The sequence below is a fragment of the Streptomyces sp. NPDC002476 genome (assembly GCF_042889785.1).
Taxonomy (GTDB): domain Bacteria; phylum Actinomycetota; class Actinomycetes; order Streptomycetales; family Streptomycetaceae; genus Streptomyces.
Genome location: NZ_JBIARH010000029.1, coordinates 69,669 through 91,565 on the forward strand (window position 1 = coordinate 69,669; position 21,897 = coordinate 91,565).

Below are 21,897 nucleotides of genomic sequence, written 5' to 3' on the forward strand. Positions count from 1 at the left end.
GGCCGGGGAGCGCGCCGCGGCGAGCGGCCGGACCCGTCGCCGGTCAGCCGCCGCGCGGGTACTGCTTGAGCACCTTGCCGCGCACGTCGGCCCGCAGATACGTGCCGCCGTACTCGTCGGAGACGTAGACGCTGATGGTCGGCCGGTAGTCGTCGAACGGCGAGGCCGGATCGATGTCCACGTAGTGGCTGGTCGGCCTGGCGATCCCGAGTTCCTTGTCCGCACGGCGGATCAGCGCCGGGAGCACGTCCCAGTCGAACTTCCTCAGATCCACCGTCTTGTCGTTCGGCATGAGCGTGCCGCCGGCCCGGTCGCGGGTCACCTCGCCGTCCCGGTACGTGTAGACGTCGTACAGGTTCTTGTCGGCCTTCACCGGGCCCTCGATCCGCGCGAAATCCTCGTACAGCGTGAAGGAGGTGATCCGGCTGTCGCCCGTGGTCCGTTCGAGCGCGGCGATGACGGACCGGGCCCCGTCCGGCGTCAGCAGGTCACCCTTTTGCGCCTCTTCGGGCTCCGCCGTGTCCTTCGTCTCCTGTCGTGTCTGCTTCGGCGCGGGGGCCGAAGGGCCGTCGGAGGGGTGGTGCCGGACGGACGCCGGGCCGCCGGTGGCCTTCGTTTCCGGGGCGGGCAGCAGGGCCCACACCAGGGCACCGGTCAGGGCGGTCCCCGCGAGAGCCGTCGAGAGCGCGGCGGCCCGGCTCCGGCGCACCCGGCGGCGGACCTCCCGCTCGCCCAGCGGTGCGGGACGCGGAGGCTCGGGAACGGCGGACGGACGCAACGGGGTGGTCGGCAGCACGGTCGTCGGACCGCCCGGCCGGTGACCGGGCGGCACCGCGTCCCGCGGCGGCACGGAGGTGCGGGGCGGGGCGGGAGGCTCGTCCACCGGCTCGGCCGCCGGGGAGGCGACCGGAGCGTCCGCCGGGGAGGCGACCGCCTCCAGCATCCGGTCCAGTTCCTCCGGACCCGGCCGGGCGGCCGGGTCCCGGGTCAGCACCGCGGTCAGCACCGGGGCCAGCGCACCGGCCCGCCGGGGCGGTGGGATCTCCTCGTCGAGCACGGCGGCCAGCGTGGCCAGCGTGGTCGCCCTGCGCAACGGATGCCGGCCCTCGACGGCCACGTACAGCATCATCCCGAGCGACCACAGGTCCGACGAGGGATCGCCCTCCTCGCCCCGGATCCGCTCGGGCGCCATGTAGTCGGGCGAGCCGATGATGGAGCCGGTCGCCGTCAGACTCGTGGACTCGCGGATCGCGGCGATACCGAAGTCCGTGAGCACCGGGCTGCCGTCCGGCCGCAGCAGGACGTTGGCGGGCTTGACGTCGCGGTGCTGGATGCCCGCGGCATGGGCGGCGCGCAGCGCGGACAGCACCCCGCGGCCCAGCCGGGCCGCCTCGACGGGGGTGAGCGTGCCCTCGGCCAGACGCTCGGCCAGCGACATCCCCGGCACCAGCTCCATCACGATCCACGGGCAGGCGTGGTCGCCGTCGTCGACGATGTGATGGACCGTGACCACGCCCGGGTGGTCGAGGCGGGCCAGCGCCCGGGCCTCGCGCAGCACCCGCTCGCGCAGCATCCGGGCCGACTCCGGGTCGTTCTCCGCGAGCGCGGGATCCGGGGGCCGTACCTCCTTGAGCGCCACATCGCGGTGCAGCGCGAGGTCACGGGCCCGCCACACCATGCCCATGCCGCCGCTGCCCAGCCTGTTCACCAGTTCGAAGCGGTCGTCGATCACGCGGCGCACAGGCCCCCCAGCGTTCATGGAACAGAGCCTACGGGGCGGGTGCGCGGCGCCCCGCATCCGCCCCGCGGCCTCACGCCCCGTCGACCGGCGTCAGCCGCAGCGTTCAGGATCTGGAACGGCCGCAGTCCCAGCCGCACTCCGTCGCCCTTTGCCCCGGCCGCCCCTGACCCGTCGGACGGGTCGGCGAGCGGACGCTCCAGCAGGTCCGTGACGGCCACGCCGGCCAGGGCGAAGCCCGTCGTCAGACACGCCGAGGCACGCCCGCCGTGGGCCTCGTGCAACCGGACCGCCATGTCCCCGCTCCCGTCGTCCGCGAGCTTCACTGCCGTGACGACCACCGCGTCGTCGACGGAGACCAGCGGCACCACCGCGGCGCTCCCCGGCACCCACGCGCCGGGCACCGCGTAGTACGCGTCGTCGCGGTACCAGGTCGTCCGGCAGTGGGCGACCAGCGGCGGCCCGAGTTCTCCGGAGGCGATGGGGGGCCCTGGCGTGTTCGGTGTCCGATCCGAACCGGTGCTGGAAGACGACCGGCGCGTACGGGCCCTGTTCGCCCTCCGCCGCGGTCATGGCGCCGCACTCGGCGAGACCGAGTGCGGGCGGCTTCTCGCACCAGACCCACGCCCCGGCCCGCAGCGCGGCGACGACCTGTTCCCGGCGGGCGTTCGGCGCGAGAGGCGCCGGGGAGATGGCGAGGGAGGCGTGTGCGGGGCGAGGGCGGACGCGGGAGGGCGGCCGACGCCGCCGCTCGCTCGGGGAGGAGCGGCGTGCGCCGGCCGTTCGCGCGGGCGGTGCTACCGCTGGGGCGGGCGGTTGCCGGCGCTCGTGTCACTCTGCTGTTCGCACTGTTCCTGAAGCTTCCGGGCCTTCTCCTGGAGCCGCTGACGCTGCTCGGGGTCGGAGGTGCGTTCGGCGGCCTCGGCCATGTGCCGGGCCTTCTCGCGCAGCTGCTGCGCACGGTCGCCGGATTCACGTGCAGCGCTCATCTTCGCTCCTTGTGCGGTCGGGGAAGAGCGGGCTCCATCAGAGAACCAGTGCGGCCGGGTCACCGCACCTCGAACGGTCACTCGGCGTGACGGCCCATGGGGGAGGTGGCGCTGGGGTGTGCGCGGGAGGGGCGGTGTGGCGCTGGCATGATCGAGGGATGAACGAGAGCATCATCGCCGCGTGTGACGGCGCATCGAAGGGCAATCCCGGACCCGCGGCCTGGGCGTGGGTCGTGGCCGATGCGCAGGGGCGGCCGCAGCGCTGGGAGGCGGGCCCGCTGGGGACCGCCACCAACAACGTCGCCGAACTCACCGCGCTGCGGGAGCTGTTGGATTCCACGGACCCGTCCGCGGCGATCGAGGTGCGGATGGATTCGCAGTACGCGATGAACGCGGTGACCAAATGGCTTCCCGGATGGAAACGCAACGGCTGGAAGACATCGGCGGGCAAGCCGGTGGCCAACCGTGAGCTGGTGGTCCGCATCGACGCACTGCTCCAGGACCGGTCCGTGAGGTTCGTCCACGTCGCCGCGCACCGGGTGGGCGGCGACCCGCTGAACGCCCTCGCAGACCAGGCGGCGAGCGAGGCCGCGGCGGCCCAGCGGCCGGACGGCACGGCGCACGGCGCAACCGGGTTCCCGACCCCCGCCGCCTCGCGCGCGACCGAGGGGCGGAGCGGAAGCGCCCCGGCGAGGAAGACGTCCGGCCCGTCCCGCTCCGGGCGTTCCGGCGGCACCATCCGGGCCAGATATGCCGGCCGGTGCCACTGCGGAAAGCCGTACGCCGCACAGGAGATGATCGCGAAGTCCCCGAACGGCTGGGGCCACCCGGAGTGCCGCACCGCGTCCGCCTGAGCGTCGTTCGCGACGGACCGGGCGCCCCCGGCCGGGCATCCGGGCGCGGCGTCCGTCCGGCGCCCGGGCCCGGCGCGGGCGGCGCCGGACGGTCCCGTCGGGCGGCGTCGTCGAACACCCCGCGCGAGCGGCGCCCCGCGTGCCATGATGCGGCGGTGCGGCGGTGCCGGCGGTGCCCCGCCGGTGCCGGCACGGACACGCTGGGGGGCGTATGGGAGGCATGGGTACGGTCCTGCGCGAGCTGCGCGGCGCACAGAAGACGGCCAAGGGGGTGTCGCTGTACTCGCGTCACGTGAACCGGCCGCTGGGCCGGCTGTTCGCGGCAGGCGCGTACCACATCGGACTGACACCCAATCAAGTCACCTTCATCAGCGCCCTGTTCACCTTCTCCTCACTCGCCTCGGTGGCGCTCGTACGGCCCTCGTGGGGGCTGGCGGTTGCGGTGTACGCGGGTCTCGTGACCGGCTTCGCGCTGGACTCGGCCGACGGCCAGCTGGCCAGGCTGACCGGGCGGGGCGGCCCGGACGGCGAGTGGCTGGACCATGTCGTGGACTGCGCCAAGATGATCCTGGCGCACACCGCGGTGCTGATCTCCTTCCGGCGGTTCTTCGAGCTGCCGTCCGAGGGGTGGCTGCTCCTGCCGCTGGGCTTCCTGTTCGCCGCCGTGCTGACCTTCTGCGCCGGGCTGCTGCGCGAACAACTGGGCAGGGCGGCGGCGTCCGGCCGGACCGCGGCGGGCGGCGGCGCCCCGGCCCGGGCCTCCCGGGCTCGGGCCGTCGCGCTCCTGCCCGCCGACTACGGAGTGTTCTGCCTGGTGTTCCTGCTGCTGGGCGACCCGACCGCGTTCCGTCTCGGCTACGCCGCGCTCGCCGCCGTGCACGCGCTGTTCCTGGTGCTGTTCCTCGTCAAGTGGTTCAGGGAGCTGAGAGCGTTCCGGACTCCGGACTGACCAGCGTGTCCAGCACCCGGCGCAGCTGGGTGCTGGACGTGTGCACGGTGTACGGGAAGTAGACGACGTCGACGCCGACCTCGGCGAAGTCCCGCTCCAGCCGTCTGCCCCGCTCCGTGTCCTGCCAGTCGTCCCCCTTGAAGATGACGTCGAACCTGACCTGCTGCCAGGTCTCGACCTTGTCGGGCACGGTCTCGACGAACGCGGCGTCCACGTAGCGGACACTGCGCACGATCTCCAGCCGCTCCGGCAGCGGGATCACCGGCGCGTGGCCCTTGGCCAGCGCGGCCATCTCGTCCGAGACGACGCCCGCGACGAGGTAGTCGCAGCGGTCGCGGGCGTGCCGCAGGATGTTGAGGTGTCCTATGTGGAAGAGGTCGTAGACCCCCGGCGCGTAGCCGACCCTGTACACCATCCGTTCTCTCCCCCCACGGTGAACGTGATCCCGCGTTCCCGCGGTGGTCGTCCGGACGAGGCGTCCGGTGCCGCGGGACTCCGGCGATCGGTGCTAATGGTGCAACGACCTTACTGCGAGGACCAGTTGCTCATCTCGTGAACGGATAAGCTCGCTTTTGGGGCTGTTCCGCAGGGGACTTTTCCCCAGGGGGAGGCGAACAACCATGTCCGAAACCGGCCGTCACCATCCGCTCAGGGGCCGCACCCTGCTGATCGTCTCGACGAACTACGCGCCGGAGGCGACGGGCATCGGCCCCTACGCCGCGCAGCTCGCCGAGCACTGGGCCGCGTCCGGCGCCGAGACCCATGTGCTGACGGGGATGCCGCACTACCCGTCGTGGCGGACCGAGGAGGACTACCGCGGCGTGTGGCGGATCACCGAGCGACGGGCCGGGGTCACCGTCCACCGGCGCAGACACTATGTGCCGCCCCGTCAGACTGCCCTGCGCAGAGGAGCGTTCGAGGCGTCGGTGCTGGCCCACGGCCTGCTGCCGCCGGCCGTCCCGCGCCCGCCGGACGCGGTGGTCTCCCAGATGCCCAGCCTCGCGGGCGGCGTCCTCGGGGCCCGGCTGGCCCGCCGTCACCGCGTCCCGTACCTGCCGGTCGTGCAGGACCTGATGGGGGCCGCGGCCGAACAGAGCGGGATCAGGGGCGGGGGCCGGGCCGCGGCCGTCGCCTCGGCGGCCGAACGCCACGCGCTGCGCCGCGCCGCCCTCGTCGGGGTCATCCACGAGAGCTTCGTCCCGCGCGTCGCCGGGTACGGCGTCGACACCGGACGCATCCGCGTCGTCCCCAACTGGTCGCACGTACCGGCGCCCACGGCCGAGCGCCGGGCCACCCGGGCGCGGCTCGGCTGGGACGAGGGCACCCCCGTCGTCCTGCACTCCGGCAACATGGGGCTCAAACAGGGCCTGGAGGTCCTCGTCGACGCGGCGCGCATCGCCCCGGACGTCCGCGTCGTCCTCATGGGCGACGGGAGCAGGCGCGAGGCACTGCGACGCCGCGCGGCGGGCCTGCGCAACATCGACTTCCTGCCGCCCGCCGACGCCCGCGAGTTCACCGACGTCCTCGCCGCCGCCGACGTCCTCGCCGTGACCCAGCGGGCGTCCGTGCTCGACATGAGCGTCCCGTCGAAGCTCACCTCCTACTTCGTCTCCGGCCGTCCGGTCGTCGCCTCGGTCGCCGACGGGGGAGGCACCGCGCAGGAGATCCAGCGGTCGGGGGCGGGAGTCCTCGTCGCCCCCGAGGACCCCGGCGCGCTGCTCTCGGCCGTACGCAAACTCGTCGAGGCGCCCGCCGAGGCCGCCGCCGTCGGTGCCAACGGGCCGCGGTACGTCGCCCGGCACCTGGGCCGGGAGGCCGCCCTGGCCCGCTTCGACGCCCTGCTCACCGAGGCCCTCGCGGACGCACAAGGGAGAGAGCACCGATGACCCATCCGATCCGCGCCCTGGAGGACCAGGACGAACCCGCGCTGCTGCGGGACCAGTTCCGCCAGCTTTTGCGCTACCGGGCACTGCTGGCCACCGGGGTGGCCGCCGGACTGCTCGGCGGCGGATGGCTCGCCCTGAGCGGCGAGAAGAGCTACACCTCGACCGGCGAGGTGGTCGTGCGCTCCGCCACCTCGGACCCCTTCGCGGCGGGAGCCTCCGCCGACAAGGGGATCAACATCGGCTCCGAACGGCAGACCGCGGTCAGCGACACCGTGGGCACCCTGGCCGCCAAGACCCTCGCCCGGAGCGGCGACCCGGTCGAGGTCGGGCCGCTGCTGAAGGGCCTCCAGGTCACCAACCCGCCGAACACCCTCGTGCTCCGCTTCGCCTACACCGGCCGCACCCCGGCCCTGGCCCGGGCGCGGGCCCAGGCGCTCGCCGACGCCTATCTGGAGATCCGCCGGCAGCGCACCGAGAACAGCATCGCCAACATGGTCGACGGCTACCGCGCCCAGCTCGAACCGCTCACCGAACAGCGCGACCAGCTCGCCGGGCAGGCCGGCGGCAGCGGCGAGGCGGCCAACGCGCGGGCCGGTCTCCTGGTGACGATCTCCGAACTCAACCGGAAGATCTCCGAGTTGCGCGCCCTGGACACCACCCCCGGCTATCTGACGAAGAAGCCCGCCGAACCCACCGGGCCCAGCGGTGCCGGGCTGCCCCTGCTGCTGGGACTCGGCGGTGTCGTCGGGCTCGCTCTCGGACTGCTGCTGTCCTGGGTGCGCCTGGTCTTCGACCCGGCCGTGCGCTCCACCCGGGAACTCGTCCGCTCCCTCGGCGCCCCCCTGCTCGGCACCCTGCCCCGGGAACGGACCTCGCCGGGCTCCCTGCTCGCCATCGGCAGCGGCGGGAGCCGGCTCGCCGAGGAGTACCGGGCGGTCGCCTTCCGGCTCGCCTACGACCCCTCGTTCGCCCAGCGCCGCAGGCTCCTGGTCACGGCACCGCGCGGGGACGGCGGAGCGGCGGCGGCCGCCGCGGCCAACCTGGCGGCCGCCTTCGCCGAGATGGGCCGGGACGTCATCCTGCTCGAAGCCGATCTGCGCACCCCCTCCCTGGCCGCGGCCCTGGGCCCGGCCGTGCGGGACCCGGGCGGCGGCAGGATGACGAGGGGCCCGCTGCCCTGGCCGTCGGACAGCCGGATGAACGTGGACGTGCCGGGGTCGGGCGCCTTCACCCTGGTGGCGGGCCGACGCACGGACAATGTGGCGCGCGCCCTGACCTCCGTGCCGGTGGGCCGGATCGCCGACGAGGCGGACCGGCCGGGCGCCGTCGTCATCGTGTCGGCCCCGCCCGTGCTGTCGTACGCCGACGCCGTCGCCCTGATCGACCGGGTGCCGGGCGTCCTGGCGGTCTGCGACGCGCGGGAGGTCCACCGCAGCGACCTGGAACGGATCCGTGAGATCGTCGAAGCGGCCGGCGGCACCGTCCTCGGTGCCCTGCTGCACCCCGCCCGGGGGCGCCGCGAACGCCGGACCCGCGAGAAGGCCGCCCGGCGCCGCACGACGGGCGAACGGTACGGCACCTCACCGGGCCGGGGCGAACGCCATGGCCGCAGCGGCCCCGAGCACACCGGAGACCCGGCCGAGACACTCGGACTGCGCGCCGTCGACCCCACCGCGGGACGGGGATGAGGGCACGCACCGCGATCGTCTGCTCGGTCGCGGACCAGGGCGTGGCGGCACTCACCAACATCCTGGTACTGATCGCGGCCGCCCGGCTCTCCACCGCCGCCGAGTTCGCCCGCTTCTCGGCGGTCTACCTGGTCTTCACGGTGCTGCTCGGCGTGTCCGGCGCCCACACCGGACAGCCGCTGGTGCTGCGGCGCGGCGAGGGCGACGAGGTGCGCGGCGCGTGCCGGTCGGCCGTCGCCTTCACCCTGCTCGCCGCCGCCGCGCTCGGCCTCCCGCTCGCCGCCGTCTGCCTGGCGCTGCCGGGCGCCACCCCCCGGGCCCTGGCGGCGCTGGGGCTGGTCCTGCCGGTGGTGCTCGGGCAGGACGCCACGCGCTACGCCTTCTCCACCCTGCACCTGCCGCATCTCGCGCTCGCCGGCGACACCCTGCGACTGGCCGGGGTGCTCGGCGCGCTGGCCGTACAGCAGCCCGGCACCCCGGCCGGTCGGCTCGTCCTGGTCTGGGGCCTGTCCGCACTGCCCGCCCTGCTGCTCTCGGCCGCGCTGCTGCACCGCGCGACGGCCGGAACGCCACTGCACCCGGGCGACCTGCTGCGGCGCGGCCACCTCGGGCGGCGCTTCGTGGTGGAGTTCGGGGTGGGCAACGCCACGAGCCAGCTGTCCGTGCTCGGGCTCGGCGCGGTCGGCGACCCGCTGGTCGTCGGCGCCCTGCGCGGCGCCACCACCCTCTTCGGGCCGTTGAACGTGCTGTTCACCTCCGCCACCGGTTTCGGCCCGCCCCTGCTCGGGCGGCTCCCCTCCGCGCGCCACCGGGTCCGCGCCACGGCGACGCTCGCCGCCGTGCTCGCCGCGACGGCCGGGATCTGGGCCACCGGGCTCGCCCTGCTGCCCGAAGGCACCGGCCGCTCGCTGCTCGGCGACACCTGGCCCACGGCGGCCGCGCTGCTCCCGGCGACCGGCAGCCAGTACGCGGCGATGGCCGTCGGCACCTGCGGGCTGCTGGCCCTGCGGACGCTCGACCCCCGCACCACCCTCCCCGTCCAGGTGGTGTTCTCGCTCGTCTCCGTCGCGCTCCTCGCCGCCGGCCACGCGCTCGGCGGGATACCGGGCGCGGCCTGGGGCCTGTGCCTGGGATCCCTCTGCAAGGCGACGGCCACCTGGACCCGGGTGGCGCGCCTGCGGCGCCGCACCGCCGCGCCCTCGGCGCCCCTCAGTGCGGACGCCGCCCGGCCCGGCCGCCGAGGGCGGTGACCAGCAGTAGGCAGAGCACCGCGATCGCCGGTTTGCCCATGGCCTGCAGCAGCGGGCCGCGCAACAGGATGAACGTGTACCCGGCGACCAGCGGCACGACGACGGCCGTCGCACTGCCGGGTCCGGCCCGGGAGACCGTGCGTGCGTAACGCCGGTCGGTGCGTGCCGCGGCGTACCCGATCAGCGCGAACGCCCCGGCCATGCCCGGGGCGCCGAAATCGACCCAGAGCTCGGCCCAGAGCGGCGCCGACAGGTTGGTCATGTTCATCCCCATCCACTGACCGACCCGCACCCCGGTGTCCTCGGGCTTGCCGCGCCACACCGAGCGGGGCACGAAGAACAGTGCGGAGCCCGCCAGTTGCCGCCCGTAGCTGTGGCCGCGGGTGCCGACCCAGGTGACGGTGTTGGCGACCATCACCGTCTGGTCGTAGTCCTTCGTCGCCAGCGGCTCGAACACCGACGACGACTCGACCGGCCGGTAGCCCGCGCCCTCGTAGCGGAACCGGTCCGCGTACGGGAACAGCACCAGCGCCCCCACCACCCCCAGCGCCAGCACCGTCCGGTAGATCGCCGCGCTCCTCGGGAACGCGGTGAACACCAACGAGACCAGCACGGTCAGGAACCAGTAACGGGCATTGGAAACAGGGTTGTTGACGACCACGTTGAGAACCGCCAGCGCCGCCCACACCAGCACCGTCGACGGGGAGCGCCGGGCCCGGCGCTCGGTCACCAGCCGACGGGTGTACAGGAGCAGTGCGAGCAGCGCGGGCACCGTGCCGAAGCCCTTGAGGAACGCCGAACCCACGTTGGATCCCTCGGAAGCGACGCCGCTGACCGCGACCGACGCGCTGATCTCCTGCCGGCTGGTGAAGAAGATCGCGGGCCCGCCCAGCTTCACGACGTAGTATCCGCTCGCCGCGAAGGCCAGCAGCACCAGCAGCCCGAGCCGCGCCCGGTGCGCGGAGGACGGGCCCCTGGGGCGGCCCGGGGCCCGCTCGCGCAACTGGCGCCGGGACGCCAGCAGCGCCCCGAGGTCGAACGCGGCACAGCCGACCAGGACCAGGGCGACGGCCGTCACCAGATCGGAGCGCGGGCCGACCAGCGGTGTGGGGGTCTGCCCGATGACCGCCTGCGCGAACGGCGCCACCCCCATCGCGATGTACACGAACATCCAGAACACGCCCTGCAGCAGCCGCCGCCGGGTGGACAGGATCATGGTGGCGAGCCGGGTGCCCGCATAACACGTCAGCACGAGCTGCAACCAGTACGCGGTGTCCCGGACACCGCTGCCCGGCTGCGCGGCGATCACCGCCGGCAGGAAGCACACCAGGGCGAGGATGAGCGGGACGGCCAGGGCGCGCGACAGCATTGCCCACGACATGGGACTCGTCCGAGGCCGGTCCCGGGGACCGCTCCCCGGCACGGGTGCGGACGGCGCCGTCCCGCGCACCGACGTCATGGGCTCCCCGTTCCACCGACCTGTGAACACTCTAACGAATCAACCCACTTGGGCAGTCCTGGCGACTACCCTGTGACGGGTCGTCCGAGGTCTTGGGGGCCCTGGTGAGGATCCTGCACGTCGTCACACTGCACACCCCGGACCACGCCTTCGGCGGGCCGACCAGGGTGGCGCTCAACCTCTCGAAGACCCAGCGGGCCGGGGGAGACGACGCCCGTGTCATGGCCCTGGGCGACGGCTTCACGGGCCGGCTGCCGCGCGAGGTCGAGGGCGTGCCGGTCCACCTCTTCCGGGCCCGCCACGTGCTGCCGAGGTACGAGGTCAGCGGGATCACCTCCGGTGCGCTGCTGCTCGCCGCCCGACGCATGATGCGCGGCGCCGATCTCGTCCACGTACATCTGATGCGTGATCTGGTGACCCTGCCCGTCGCCCTGCTCGCCGTCGCCTCCGGCACCCCCCTGGTCGTCCAGACGCACGGCATGGTCGACCCGACCGAGAACCGGGTCGCCCGGCTGACCGACCTGCTGGGGGTGCGCAGGGTGCTGCGCCGGGCGGACGCGGTGCTCCATCTCACCGAGGCGGAACGCCTCGACGTGAACGCGGTCGCCGCACCCGTGCCGCCCGCCCGGACCGTGCGGCTGGTCAACGGCGTCCGGCCGCAGGAGCACAAGCCCGCCCGCGAGCCGGGCAGCCCGCCGACGGTCCTGTTCCTGGCGCGGATCCAGCAGCGCAAACGGCCACGGGACTTCGTCGCCGCCATGCCGGAGGTCCTGGCCGTCCATCCGGACGCCCGGTTCGTGCTGGCCGGGCCCGACACCGGCGCCCTGCCCGAGACCCTCGCACTCGCCCGCGAACTCGGAGTGACGTGCTCCCTCGACCACGTCGGACCGCTCGACCACGAGGAGGTCCTGGCGGCGGACCGGCGGGCCGATGTCTACGTACTGCCGTCGATCGAGGAGCCGTTGGGCGTCTCCGTCCTGGAGGCGATGTCGGTGGGTACCCCCGTCGTCATCACCCGCACCTGCGGCCTCGGCCCCGACGTGGCGCGGGCCGGGGCCGGCCGGGTGATCGACAGCCGGGTCGGCGAGGACGCGGAGAACGCGTCGAAGGTCGCCGGCGCGATCCTGGAACTCCTCGAACCCGGGACCGGCGAACGGGCCGGCCGGGCCGCCCGGCGACTGGTCGAGGAGCACTTCACCATCGAGGCGGTGACCCGTACCCTCCGGCGGACCTACGAGGACGTGGTCCGCCGGAGGGCACGCGGCGTCAGACCACCTTTCGCTCACGGGACTTGAGGCCGATCTGCCAGCGGTAGAAGCTCATCGCCAGCGCGAAGTCGAAACCCGCCCGCCCGTCCAGGAATCCCCGCCGGTAGACGTACATGTACGCGAACGACACCAGGGGCTTGAACGGCGCCTTGTGGAACAGCTGACCCTGGCGCGACTTCACCCTGCGCACCTGCTCCTTGACGTCGGGGTGGTGTTCCAGCCACGCCTCCCAGTCGGAGTAGCGGTTGTGCCGCTCGAACCAGGCGGTGACCGGGTCGAGATCCTGGTGCTCGATCGGATGGCGCAGCGCCCCGACCCATTCGGCGACCGGCTGGTAGTGGCCCTCCACCTCGCCGATGCCCGGCGCGTCGAGATCCCCGACCTCCGGGTAGTGGCAGCGGGTGCGGTCGGTCAGCGAGCGTTTGCGGATGGTGTAGCCGTGCCGCAGGCGCTTCCCGGAGAACCAGTAGCCGAGCGGGATGTCGTACGCCGCCGGTCTCGACGCCCCCGGATCGGCGAACTCCCGCCGCAGTTCGGCCAGCAGGCCGGGGCTGATCCGTTCGTCGCCGTCGAGCAGCAGGATCCAGTCGAGGTCCGTGCGGACGTGGTCCAGGCACCACTGCTTCTTGCGCGGATGGCCGCCGTCCCAGGTGTACGTGATCACCTCGGCGCCGCTCCCGGCGGCGATCCTCGCCGTGTCGTCGGTGCTGTGCGAGTCGACGACGACGACCGCCTCGAAGTGGTCGATGACCGACCGCACGGCCTCGGCGATGTTCAGCGCCTCGTTCTTCGTCGGGATCGCCACGGCGATCGGCAGCTTCGTCATCCGGCCCCTCCTTCGGGCAGCCAGGCGTAGCAGCCGTTGGAGACGAAGGCACGGGCCGCCTCCGGGACGGTGATCCGGGCCGGCTTCCCGGCGGTGGTGGAGCCCGATGCCAGGGCCGTGCCGTCGTCGCCGGTGATCTGCCAGGTGCAGGAGTCGGTGGGGGAGACGCCCCGGTAGCGGCCCGGCCGGACCTTCCGGCCCTCGTACGTGCCGTCCGCGTATCCGCGGCCGGCCTCCCGCAGCAGATCGCGGTGGTGGACGCACAGGTGCTCGACGGCCGGTTCGGCGTCGGCGACCTCGCCGGACACGACGGCGCCGACGGCGGTGTCCCGGTCTGCCTTCACGAGGAACGTCAGCCGGTCGCAGGTCTCCTGACCGGTCTGCAGCACGGCTGCCGGGTCCATGCCCCGGGGCACCCGGTCGGTCAGGTACTCCTTCTCCTTCTCGGTGAACGAACCGGTGGCCGGGGTGAGTTCGGCGGCGGGCAGCTTCGGCTGCTCCTTGTCCGGCGTGGCCCGCGGAACGGGGGCCGCGGTGGCGGCGGGTCCGGCCGACGAGGCGGTGACGGGGGGCCGTGACACCGGCGGTGCGGTGGCGCCCGCCGTCTCCCGCCCGGAGGAGGACGAGCCGCAGGCGGCCAGCGCCGCCGCCAGGACGACGGCTGCGGCGCCGGTGCGGAACGGATGCGCCATCAGCCCGTCCTCAGCGCGTAGTGGGCACCGACCGTCGAGGCGCTCAGCGCGGTCGGGTAGACGGCGGTCTCGTCGACCTGCCCGGCGAAGAAGTTGCTCGTCGGTCTGCCCGGCCAGTTGTTCAGGTTGTCGCCGCCCACGCGCCAGTAGCCGCTGTAGTTCTGGTTGACGGTGTAGGAGGTGTTGGAGGCGCGGAGCTTGCCGTCCACGTACAGGGCCATGCCGCCGGTCCCCTGGGTGGCGACGACGTGGTGCCAGGCACCGTTGTTGTACGCGGCGGGCGTGGTGACGGTCCTGGTCCCGCCGTTGTAGACGCCGAAGACGAGGCGGCCGTCGTCGCGCATGTACACGTGCTTGTCGAACTGGGTGCTGTTCTGCATGGTCACGTTGCCGAAGCCGATGATCCTCCCGCCCTTGGCGGTCGTCGTCCTGATCCAGGTCTCGACCGAGAACCTGGCCGGGTGGGCGTGGCGCTTGTTGCTGTACGCGTACTGGTTCGTTCCGTTGAAGCCGATCGCGGTCGAGGGTCCGGCGACCGCGGCGGGCGTCTGCCGATAGGCGGGGGAGTTGCGCAGGAAGCCGTTGTTCCGCCCGGAGCCGGTGTCGGCGGCGAAGGTGGACGTGCCCTCGTCGTAGCGCCAGTACAGCGACGCGCCGTCGGACAGGACCCTGGCGGGGTACTTCTGGGCGGTGGCGGTCACGGTCGCCGAAACCGCCGGCGACTTGGCACTGGTGTTGGTGCCGTCGCTCGCGCTGATCCGGTACGAGTGCGTCTCGCCGGGGGCCACGTCCGTGTCGGTCCACCTCAGTTGCGGACGGTCCCAGAACAGCGAGTACCCCGTCGTGGTGTGCACCGGGGTGGCGGCGCCGTCCTTGTAGATCCGGTAGGTGAGCTCCCCGTCGTCGGCGTCGAAGCTCGTCTGCCAGTTGATCTCGATCTTCCCCGGGGCGACCGTGGACAGGCCGACGTTGGGCACCCACGGGGCCCCGGTGTCCGGGCCGTCGGCGAACCGGGTCAGGCCCTGCTGGCGGACCCCGTTGACGGTGGTGAACTCGCCGCCCACCCACAGGTAGTGGTGGCCGTCCTTGTCGGTCTGCGCCATCACCCGCGGCCCGACCGGCTCCCCGATGCCGTCATTGGTGTCCGGGAACCAGGGCAGCAGCTTCGGGTCGTTCACGGACTGGGCCAGCAGATGTCTGCGCGGCTGGTCCGGGAACCCGCCCATACTGGCGCAGTCGTGGGCGTGACTCCCGCTGTACAGCACTCCCTTGTGGACGAGCACGGCCTGTGTCGCCCCCAGACAGGTGTCCCGCCAGCGCTGGGCGAAGTCGCCGAGGTTCAGCGCGATCCGGCCGTCGAACACACCCCCGCCGGTTCCCTCGTTGGCGGTGTAGAAGCCCGTCGCATCGGTGGTGATGTCCTGCACCGTGGAGGTGTCGGGGATGAACCCGGCCGGGTAGCCCTTGACGACGGCCCCGGTGGTGGCGTCCACCACCGCCAGGGCGTGCGAGGTGGTGCCGTTGACCTTGAAGAAGTTGCCGCCGAGCAGGACGCGTCTGCCGTCGGGGGTGAGTTCCACGGCCCGTCCCACGTCGTCCGCGTCCGCCTTCCACGGCTTGAGGACGGCGCCCGTGGTGACCGCGGCGAACTTGTTCCGGGTCTGCCCCGCGACCTTGTTGAAGTCGCCGCCCAGGTAGACCGTGTCCGAGGTGACGGCCAGGGCCCGTACCGTCGCGGTGACGGACACCTTGAAGTCCTGGCGCGGGGTGCACGTCGCCGTGTCGATCGCCGCGATGTTGCTCACCCCGACCCCGCTCACCGCCCCGAACTGCCCGCCGACGTACAGGGTCTTCTGATCCGGGGAGAGCGCGAGCGCCCGAACGGTCGCCGTCCCCGACGAGAGGGTGAACGACAGTGCGCAGCCGGTCGGTTCACCGGTCGCCGCGTCGAACGCGGCGAAGTTCAGCGCAGGTTGCTCGGAGGTGCCCGCGGCCGCGCCCGGCGGCCGGACACTGGAGAAGGTCCCACCGGCGTAGACGACACCGGCGTCCGAGGCCGCCATCGACCAGACGATGCCGTTGGTCTGCCAGGTGGTGAGATCGTCCGCCGTCAGGGCGACCGGTGGCGTCAGGGCCGAGACCGGGGAGGCCCCGGACGCGGTGGCGGTCAGCGCCCCGGCGAGCAGGCACAGCGCACCGGCCGCGGCTCGCGCCCGGCGGCGGCGTCCGGCGCGTCCGCGCCCCGTGGTTGGGTTCATCATTCAGCTCCGAGAGTGAGAACGGTCCGCGGCCCGGGGGCCGCGGCTCCTGTCCCGCCCGGTGGCGTGACGGGGACGGGCCGCCCCGTCGCGGGTGCGGGGGAGTGGGTGGGGGTGGTGCCGGTTCCCGCCGGAGGGCTGGGGGCGGGGCGCGGGGAGGGGACCGGGCGGCTCATCGGTCCACCCGCACGGTCGTCCCGGCGAGCTGGTCGGAGAGCAGGCGGATGTCGGCGTCGACCATGATCGCGGCGAGTTCCCGCGCCCGCACGGCCGGTTTCCAGCCCAGCAGCTCCTCGGCCTTCGCGGCGTCACCGATCAGCGCGTCGACCTCGCTCGGCCGCTCGTACTTGGCGTCGTGGCGGACGTGCTCGCGCCAGTCCAGACCCGCGTGCGCGAAGGCGTGCTCCAGGAACAACCGGACGCTGACGCCCTCCCCGGTCGCCACGACGTAGTCGTCCGGGGTGTCGCGCTGGAGCATCCGCCACATCGCGTCCACGTACTCGGGTGCGTAGCCCCAGTCGCGCACCGCGTCGAGATTGCCGAGATGCAGTCGGGTCTGCAGGCCCGCCTTGATCCGCGCCACCGCTCGCGTGATCTTCCGGGTCACGAAGGTCTCGCCGCGGCGTGGGGACTCGTGGTTGAAGAGGATCCCGTTGACCGCGAACATGCCATACGCCTCACGGTAGTTGACGGTCGCCCAGTACGAGTAGACCTTCGCCACGCCGTACGGGCTGCGCGGATGGAACGGCGTCCGCTCGTTCTGCGGCGGCGGGTTGGCGCCGAACATCTCGGACGACGAGGCCTGATAGATCCGGGTATCGATTCCGCTGGCGCGCACGGCCTCCAGCAGCCGCATGGTGCCCAGAGCGGTGATGTCCCCCGTGTACAGCGGGGCGTCGAACGAGACCCGCACGTGCGACTGCGCACCCAGGTTGTAGACCTCGTCCGGGCGGATGTCCCGCAGCAGGTTCACCAGCGCCACCCCGTCGGCCAGGTCGGCGTGGTGCAGCACGAACGACCGGTCCGGCTCCTGCGGGCCCTGGTAGATGTGGTCGATCCGCTCCGTGTTGAAGCTCGACGACCGGCGTATCAGCCCATGGACCGTGTACCCCTTGTCGAGCAGTAACTCGGACAGATAGGAACCGTCCTGCCCCGTCACACCCGTGATGAGCGCGGTCTTCGCCATGAATCCCCCAATGCCTTCCGCCCGATGGGCTGTTGGTCCTCACCGATGCCTCCCGACCCGTATCCCGCCCGTCCCGAGCCGGCGTTCCGCGACGGGAGATCGGCGTACGACGTCACCCTGTCCCGTGGCCGCTGGCACAATCCGAGACATGACGACTGATTTACCCGGCCCTTCCCAGGAACCCGTCCGCCCTCTGCTGCGCCCCGGCGCCCGTGTGTTCGTCGCGGGCCACCGGGGTCTGGTCGGCTCGGCGGTGCTGCGCCGCCTCACCGCCGCCGGACACGAGGTGATCACCCGCGACCGCGGCCTCCTCGACCTGCGCGACGCCGAACGGACCGCTGCGTTCCTCCACGAGGAGCGCCCCGACGCCGTGGTACTGGCCGCCGCCCGGGTCGGGGGGATCATGGCCAACGACACCTACCCGGTGCAGTTCCTCGAGGACAACCTGCGCATCCAGCTGAGCGTCGTCTCCGGGGCGCACGCCGCCGGGGTCGAGCGGCTGCTCCTGCTCGGCTCGTCCTGCATCTACCCCCGGCTCGCGCCGCAGCCGATTCCCGAGAGCGCCCTGCTCACCGGCCCGTTGGAGCCGACGAACGAGGCGTACGCACTGGCCAAGATCGCCGGTGTCGTGCAGGTCCGTTCCTACCGCAGGCAGTACGGCGCCTCCTACATCAGCGCCATGCCCACCAACCTCTACGGGCCCGGCGACAACTTCGACCTGGAGACCTCGCACGTCCTGCCCGCGCTGATCCGCCGGTTCCACGAGGCGCGACGGGACGGCGTGCCCGCGGTCACGCTCTGGGGATCGGGCCGGCCCCGCCGTGAGTTCCTGCACGTCGACGACCTGGCCGCCGCCTGCCTTCTGCTGCTGGAACGCTACGACGGCGAGGAGCCCGTGAACATCGGGTGCGGCGAGGACCTTTCCATCGGCGAACTCGCCGCCCTCGTCAAGGAGGTGACCGGATACCGGGGCGCGGTCGAATGGGACACCTCGAAGCCCGACGGGACCCCGCGCAAACTGCTCGACGTCACCCGGCTCGCCGCGCTGGGATTCACTCCCCGGATTCCGCTGCGCGACGGCATCGCCGGCACCTACGCCTGGTGGCTGGAGCGGTCGGCCGCGCCGCCGGTGGCCCCGTGATCCGCGCATCGTCGCCCGCCCTCAGTAGGCTCCGCGCCCGTCGGTGACGGCGCGCAGCGTACGGGCCATGAGCCCCAGATCGGTGGCCGGCGACCAGTTGTCGACGTACCACAGGTCCAGCGAGACGGTCTCCTGCCAGGACAGGTCCGAGCGCCCGCTGACCTGCCACAGCCCGGTCAGTCCCGGCCGGACCGCGAGCCGTCTCAGCTCGCGGTCGTCGTACCGGGACACCTCGTCCGGCAGCGGGGGGCGCGGACCCACCAGCGACATGTCGCCCCGCAGCACATTGACCAGCTGCGGCAGTTCGTCGAGCGACGTGCGGCGCAGCAGACGGCCGATTCCGGTCACCCGCGGGTCCCGCCGCATCTTGAACATCGGGCCGTCGCTGTCGTTCGCCGCCGTCAGCAGACGCTTGTGGCGTTCGGCGTCCACCACCATCGTGCGGAACTTCCACATCGTGAACGGGCGGTTGTGGAGCCCCTGGCGGATCTGCCGGTGGAACGCCGGACCGTCCGAGCCCAGACGTACCGCCGCTCCGATCAGGAGCAGCACGGGCGCGAGGAGCAGTAGCCCGAGCGCCGCGCCCGCACGGTCCAGGGCGGTCTTCAGGAGCATCTGCGGGCCCCGGCGCAGCGGCGGGGCGATGTGCAGCAGGGTCAGCCCGGCCGCGGCGGCGGGCCGCACCCGTTCGGCCGCGATGCCCGAAAGCTCCGACAGCACGGAGAGCGGGAGCCCGCCGTCGTGCAGTCCCCAGAAGAGGCGGCACAGCCGCTCCTCGGAGAGGTGCGGACCGGGGGCGACCAGGGCGAGGTCCGCGTCATGGGCGAAGGCCGCGCCCAGGACCGTCGACGCGTCGTCCCCGGCGGCTTCCGGGGCGAGCCGCCCGGCCACCCGGACCGCGGACTCCAGCGGCGCGGCCCCCACCGGTACGGCGGCCACGACCGCGTAGGGGTGACCGGAACGGGAGCCGAGCAGCCGCACCGCACGCTCCACCCCCGGGTTCTCGCCGACCACGAGCACTCTGCGCACGGACCGCCGACGCTGCCCCGCGCGGGACAGCCACCGCAGTGCCGCGCCCACCGGCAGGCCGGGCAGCAGCGCCACGAGGCCGCCCACCGGATCGACGGGGTCGCCGGCCACGGTCTGCAGCACGGCGAGCACGCCGACGAGAAGCAGCCAGTCGCCGACCGTGCTCAGCGGGCGCGGAGAGCTCTCCCCGGAACGGCCGTCCGCGTACCGGCCGCGCGCGGCCCGCACGCAGGCCCACGCGAGCGCGGCCACGCCTGCCGCCACCACGGCCCCCGGCTGTCCGCCGGCACGCAGTACCAACCACGCCGGGACCCCAAGCCCGAGGAGCTCGGCCCCGATGAGAGCGGATGCGTGGCGGCCGGTCCGCCGCATCCTCGCCGCGGCCGGGGAAGGACGCTCACGAGGAACGGCCGACGCCTGCCGCGGGGCGTCGAATTCCGTGCCATGAGGCCGGGACGCGGCATTCCGTGGGTGAGGCGTCCCCCACGCCCGCGCGGATTGCGACCGGTCCGAATCGGATAACTCGACATGCCCCATGAACCCCCCAGTCACAGTCGCATCGTCATGAACGGGGCGCATCCGCCGATCCTGTGGACTGACGGATGCGCCCTCGCTCGGTGCACGATATCCACACACATGCCATTTCGCTGGAGTTCCGGTGAAGTTCAGACATCCGCACCGACTCGGGACTCGTCCCGTTCCGTACCGGATCTCTGACTCTGTGGTCATCTGCTCGTGTGTGGGGATATCGGGTCCGTTCGCGTGCGGATCTGTCCATGATCTGTTGCATGGTCCCATCAACCGGCGCGTCCCGGGAGACCGCCCCGGCGGGCCGCGGCCATCTCCCGGTGCTCACGGGGCCGGGCGGCCCGGTGAGAAACGGTCCGGCCGGAAAGGTCCGGCGCCGTCCGGGCGGGAGGTCCGGTCCGGCGTCCCCCACGAGGGCGCAGGCGAGGAGCGCTAGTCCTCCAGCGTGGCGACGACGCAGAGGGAACCCAGCGCGATGCCGGGCCAGACCCGCGGTCCCAGCTGGATCAGGGCGCTCAGCGCGATGCCCGTCGGAGGCCGGAGCGGGGTGACGGCCGCGTCGTCCCGGCGCCCCGTCCGCTCCGCCGCGCGCAGGACCGTGTCGGCCGGCTCACCGGCGTCGGCGGCGACCCGGGCGGAACACACCCGGACGCGCGGGGCGAGGACGCGCCCGTATGCGCGGGACGGGACGCAATGCGCCGGGACGGACCGGAACGCGCGGACGGACCCGGACGGGTGGATGCTGAGGAGAGGGGCGGCAGGAGGTGCGCGATGACCCGCACGCTGGAATGGGACGTCCACGTCGGCCTGACCGAGGAGGACGGCACGACCAGGGCCGAGGCGGTGCTGGACACCGGCTCGGAGAGAATCGTCGGGCACGGCGTCGCCCGCTGCAATCCACAGGACGTGGACATCCCCGCCATCGGCGACGAACTCGCGGCGAGCCGCGCCATGAAGGATGTCGCCGCCCAGCTCATGAAGGCGGCCGACGAGGAACTGGAATCGGTCGGCGCGGGACCCGCGAGCGGACCCGTGGCGCCCCCCTACGCCTGGTCCGACACCACGGCCTGAGTCCGGGCCTCCGGGGCGCGGCGGTGCGCATCCGGAAGCCCGGCCCCGCGCATCGGGCCCGGGACGCCGTTCGCCGGCACCCGGTGGGACCGCCGTCGGCGAACGCCCGTCAGGGCTCAGCCGGACGCGTGTTGGTCGGAGGCGGGCAGACCGATCGGGTTCGGGAACGGCAGCAGCGCGTCCGCCACCCGGCGGGCGGGTGCCTCCAGCGCCGCCAGCAGCGCGTCCGCCGTGCTGTCGGCCAGTGGGCCCAGCAGCCGGTCGGCCAGCCGGTCGGTGGTGTCCTCGACCAGATCGCGTTCGGCGCGGCCGCGCGCCGTGACGGCCGAGTGCGCGTCGATCAGGCCGCGCGAGCGCAGGCGCTCCTCGGCGTCCGCCCACTCCGGGTCGCTCCATCCCCGGTCGAGCTGGATGCCCTCGCGCGGGACCCGGCCGGTGGCGGCGGCGAGCACGAGCGCCTCCGGGGCGTCCAGACCATGGTCGGCCAGCGCGGCGGCGTGCGCGTCGCCCCGGAACTCCCGTAGCGCGGTGGTCAGTTGCCACAGCCGTTCCACCGGGTCGGCGCGGTCGCACAGCGGGCGGTTCGCGGCGAACAGGGGGCGGGCGAGGTCCGAGGCGGCCTCCACCATCGCCATGAGCGACGGGGCGAGCCGACCGGCCAGGGCGTCGACGCCGGGCACCAGCCCGCGCAGCGCACGCGCCGCCAGCCGCGCGCGCAGGTCGACGAGCGCCCCGGGGCCGACGATCTCCCACGAGGCGGGCAGTGCCCGCGCCACCATGCCGGGGGCGAAGACGGCCAGGACCGAGGTCGCGGTCTCCGGGCGGACCGGCCCCATCGGGGCCGTACGGGTGGCGAAGTACCCCATCCAGAAGCCCTTGAGGCCGACGGACCTGCCGATGCCCCGGCACTCCTCGTCGAAGTAGATCACCGCGTGCAGCGGTTCGGTGCGTTGCCACAGCGTGCGCGCTCTCGATTCCATGGCCGCCAACCTTACGACCTGGGGAGCAATAGGGAGCGGGCTCCCGACGCCCTGCGACTCCGCCTCCCGCGTTGTCGTCGGTCACCGACGCTCTGCGTCGCCTCC

General features: G+C 73.3%; 19 protein-coding genes and 2 pseudogenes. 8 read left to right on the forward strand and 13 right to left on the reverse strand.

Features of this window, described 5'->3' with window-relative positions:
• Positions 1-43: 43 nt before the first annotated feature.
• From ACFYXM_RS27280 to ACFYXM_RS27295, 4 genes and pseudogenes are all read right to left on the reverse strand, one after another.
• Complete coding sequence (locus tag ACFYXM_RS27280) at positions 44-1,759, reverse strand: protein kinase (RefSeq protein ID WP_389293194.1); 1,716 nt, start codon at positions 1,757-1,759, stop codon at positions 44-46.
• 86 nt (positions 1,760-1,845) lie between these two features.
• Positions 1,846-2,142: pseudogene (locus ACFYXM_RS27285) on the reverse strand (glycosyl hydrolase-related protein); the annotation flags it as partial.
• A pseudogene (locus ACFYXM_RS27290) lies at positions 2,128-2,410 on the reverse strand (gfo/Idh/MocA family oxidoreductase); the annotation flags it as partial. The pseudogenes ACFYXM_RS27285 and ACFYXM_RS27290, both read right to left, overlap by 15 nt.
• Before the next feature lie 125 nt (positions 2,411-2,535).
• Positions 2,536-2,727, reverse strand: a complete 192-nt coding sequence (locus ACFYXM_RS27295) for a DUF6381 family protein (RefSeq protein WP_389293196.1) — start codon at positions 2,725-2,727, stop codon at positions 2,536-2,538.
• A gap of 158 nt (positions 2,728-2,885) precedes the next feature.
• Between ACFYXM_RS27295 and ACFYXM_RS27300 the strand changes: the two genes are divergently transcribed.
• Positions 2,886-3,581 carry a ribonuclease H gene (locus tag ACFYXM_RS27300; protein ID WP_389293198.1) on the forward strand — a complete coding sequence of 232 codons (696 nt, stop codon included), beginning with the start codon at positions 2,886-2,888 and terminating at the stop codon, positions 3,579-3,581.
• Between the two features lie 211 nt (positions 3,582-3,792).
• A complete protein-coding gene (locus ACFYXM_RS27305) occupies positions 3,793-4,530 on the forward strand; it encodes a CDP-alcohol phosphatidyltransferase family protein (RefSeq protein ID WP_389293200.1) in 738 nt (245 codons plus the stop codon).
• Here the strand turns inward: ACFYXM_RS27305 and ACFYXM_RS27310 are convergent.
• Positions 4,496-4,945: an adenylyltransferase/cytidyltransferase family protein gene (locus ACFYXM_RS27310; RefSeq protein ID WP_389293202.1), complete on the reverse strand. Its 450-nt coding sequence runs from the start codon at positions 4,943-4,945 to the stop codon at positions 4,496-4,498. The two genes, ACFYXM_RS27305 and ACFYXM_RS27310, sit on opposite strands and share 35 nt — an antisense overlap.
• A 205-nt stretch (positions 4,946-5,150) precedes the next feature.
• Here ACFYXM_RS27310 and ACFYXM_RS27315 point away from each other — a divergent pair, with 205 nt between their 5' ends.
• From ACFYXM_RS27315 to ACFYXM_RS27325, 3 genes are read left to right on the forward strand one after another with little or no spacing between them, the layout of a single operon-like run.
• On the forward strand, positions 5,151-6,416 hold the full coding sequence (locus tag ACFYXM_RS27315) for a glycosyltransferase (RefSeq protein WP_389293204.1): 1,266 nt from the start codon (positions 5,151-5,153) through the stop codon (positions 6,414-6,416).
• Positions 6,413-8,104, forward strand: a complete 1,692-nt coding sequence (locus tag ACFYXM_RS27320) for a lipopolysaccharide biosynthesis protein (protein WP_389293205.1) — start codon at positions 6,413-6,415, stop codon at positions 8,102-8,104. The genes ACFYXM_RS27315 and ACFYXM_RS27320 overlap by 4 nt, the downstream gene beginning before the upstream one ends.
• Positions 8,101-9,354, forward strand: a complete 1,254-nt coding sequence (locus ACFYXM_RS27325) for a hypothetical protein (protein ID WP_389293207.1) — start codon at positions 8,101-8,103, stop codon at positions 9,352-9,354. The genes ACFYXM_RS27320 and ACFYXM_RS27325 overlap by 4 nt, the downstream gene beginning before the upstream one ends.
• Here ACFYXM_RS27325 and ACFYXM_RS27330 read toward each other — a convergent pair.
• Entirely contained in the window at positions 9,314-10,813 is a 1,500-nt protein-coding gene (locus tag ACFYXM_RS27330; protein ID WP_389293208.1) for a hypothetical protein, read from the reverse strand. The two genes, ACFYXM_RS27325 and ACFYXM_RS27330, sit on opposite strands and share 41 nt — an antisense overlap.
• A gap of 104 nt (positions 10,814-10,917) precedes the next feature.
• Here ACFYXM_RS27330 and ACFYXM_RS27335 point away from each other — a divergent pair, with 104 nt between their 5' ends.
• A complete protein-coding gene (locus ACFYXM_RS27335; RefSeq protein ID WP_389293209.1) occupies positions 10,918-12,108 on the forward strand; it encodes a glycosyltransferase in 1,191 nt (396 codons plus the stop codon).
• Here the strand turns inward: ACFYXM_RS27335 and ACFYXM_RS27340 are convergent.
• The 4 genes from ACFYXM_RS27340 to gmd all read right to left on the reverse strand — a co-directional run bounded on the left by ACFYXM_RS27340 (position 12,080) and on the right by gmd (position 17,043).
• Positions 12,080-12,907 carry a glycosyltransferase family 2 protein gene (locus ACFYXM_RS27340; protein WP_389293211.1) on the reverse strand — a complete coding sequence of 276 codons (828 nt, stop codon included), beginning with the start codon at positions 12,905-12,907 and terminating at the stop codon, positions 12,080-12,082. The genes ACFYXM_RS27335 and ACFYXM_RS27340 overlap by 29 nt on opposite strands.
• On the reverse strand, positions 12,904-13,599 hold the full coding sequence (locus tag ACFYXM_RS27345) for a hypothetical protein (protein ID WP_389293213.1): 696 nt from the start codon (positions 13,597-13,599) through the stop codon (positions 12,904-12,906). Before ACFYXM_RS27345 ends, ACFYXM_RS27340 begins: the two co-directional genes overlap by 4 nt.
• Positions 13,599-15,860, reverse strand: a complete 2,262-nt coding sequence (locus tag ACFYXM_RS27350) for a LamG-like jellyroll fold domain-containing protein (protein ID WP_389293215.1) — start codon at positions 15,858-15,860, stop codon at positions 13,599-13,601. Before ACFYXM_RS27350 ends, ACFYXM_RS27345 begins: the two co-directional genes overlap by 1 nt.
• A gap of 169 nt (positions 15,861-16,029) precedes the next feature.
• Positions 16,030-17,043, reverse strand: a complete 1,014-nt coding sequence (gene gmd / locus ACFYXM_RS27355; protein WP_389293217.1) for a GDP-mannose 4,6-dehydratase — start codon at positions 17,041-17,043, stop codon at positions 16,030-16,032.
• 148 nt (positions 17,044-17,191) lie between these two features.
• On the opposite strand from gmd, the gene ACFYXM_RS27360 reads away from it, so the two are divergent.
• On the forward strand, positions 17,192-18,184 hold the full coding sequence (locus tag ACFYXM_RS27360; RefSeq protein WP_389293219.1) for a GDP-L-fucose synthase family protein: 993 nt from the start codon (positions 17,192-17,194) through the stop codon (positions 18,182-18,184).
• 21 nt (positions 18,185-18,205) lie between these two features.
• Here ACFYXM_RS27360 and ACFYXM_RS27365 read toward each other — a convergent pair whose 3' ends face one another.
• The gene (locus ACFYXM_RS27365) at positions 18,206-19,750 is read right to left on the reverse strand and encodes an exopolysaccharide biosynthesis polyprenyl glycosylphosphotransferase (protein ID WP_389293221.1); all 1,545 of its coding nucleotides are present in this window, start codon (positions 19,748-19,750) and stop codon (positions 18,206-18,208) included.
• Positions 19,751-20,173: 423 nt separating this feature from the next.
• On the reverse strand, positions 20,174-20,386 hold the full coding sequence (locus tag ACFYXM_RS27370; RefSeq protein WP_389293223.1) for a hypothetical protein: 213 nt from the start codon (positions 20,384-20,386) through the stop codon (positions 20,174-20,176).
• A 126-nt stretch (positions 20,387-20,512) separates the two neighbouring features.
• On the opposite strand from ACFYXM_RS27370, the gene ACFYXM_RS27375 reads away from it, so the two are divergent.
• Positions 20,513-20,812: a DUF1876 domain-containing protein gene (locus tag ACFYXM_RS27375; RefSeq protein ID WP_389293225.1), complete on the forward strand. Its 300-nt coding sequence runs from the start codon at positions 20,513-20,515 to the stop codon at positions 20,810-20,812.
• A 116-nt stretch (positions 20,813-20,928) separates the two neighbouring features.
• On the opposite strand, the gene ACFYXM_RS27380 is transcribed toward ACFYXM_RS27375, so the two are convergent.
• Positions 20,929-21,792 carry a hypothetical protein gene (locus ACFYXM_RS27380; protein ID WP_389293227.1) on the reverse strand — a complete coding sequence of 288 codons (864 nt, stop codon included), beginning with the start codon at positions 21,790-21,792 and terminating at the stop codon, positions 20,929-20,931.
• Between the last annotated feature and the right edge of the window lie 105 nt (positions 21,793-21,897).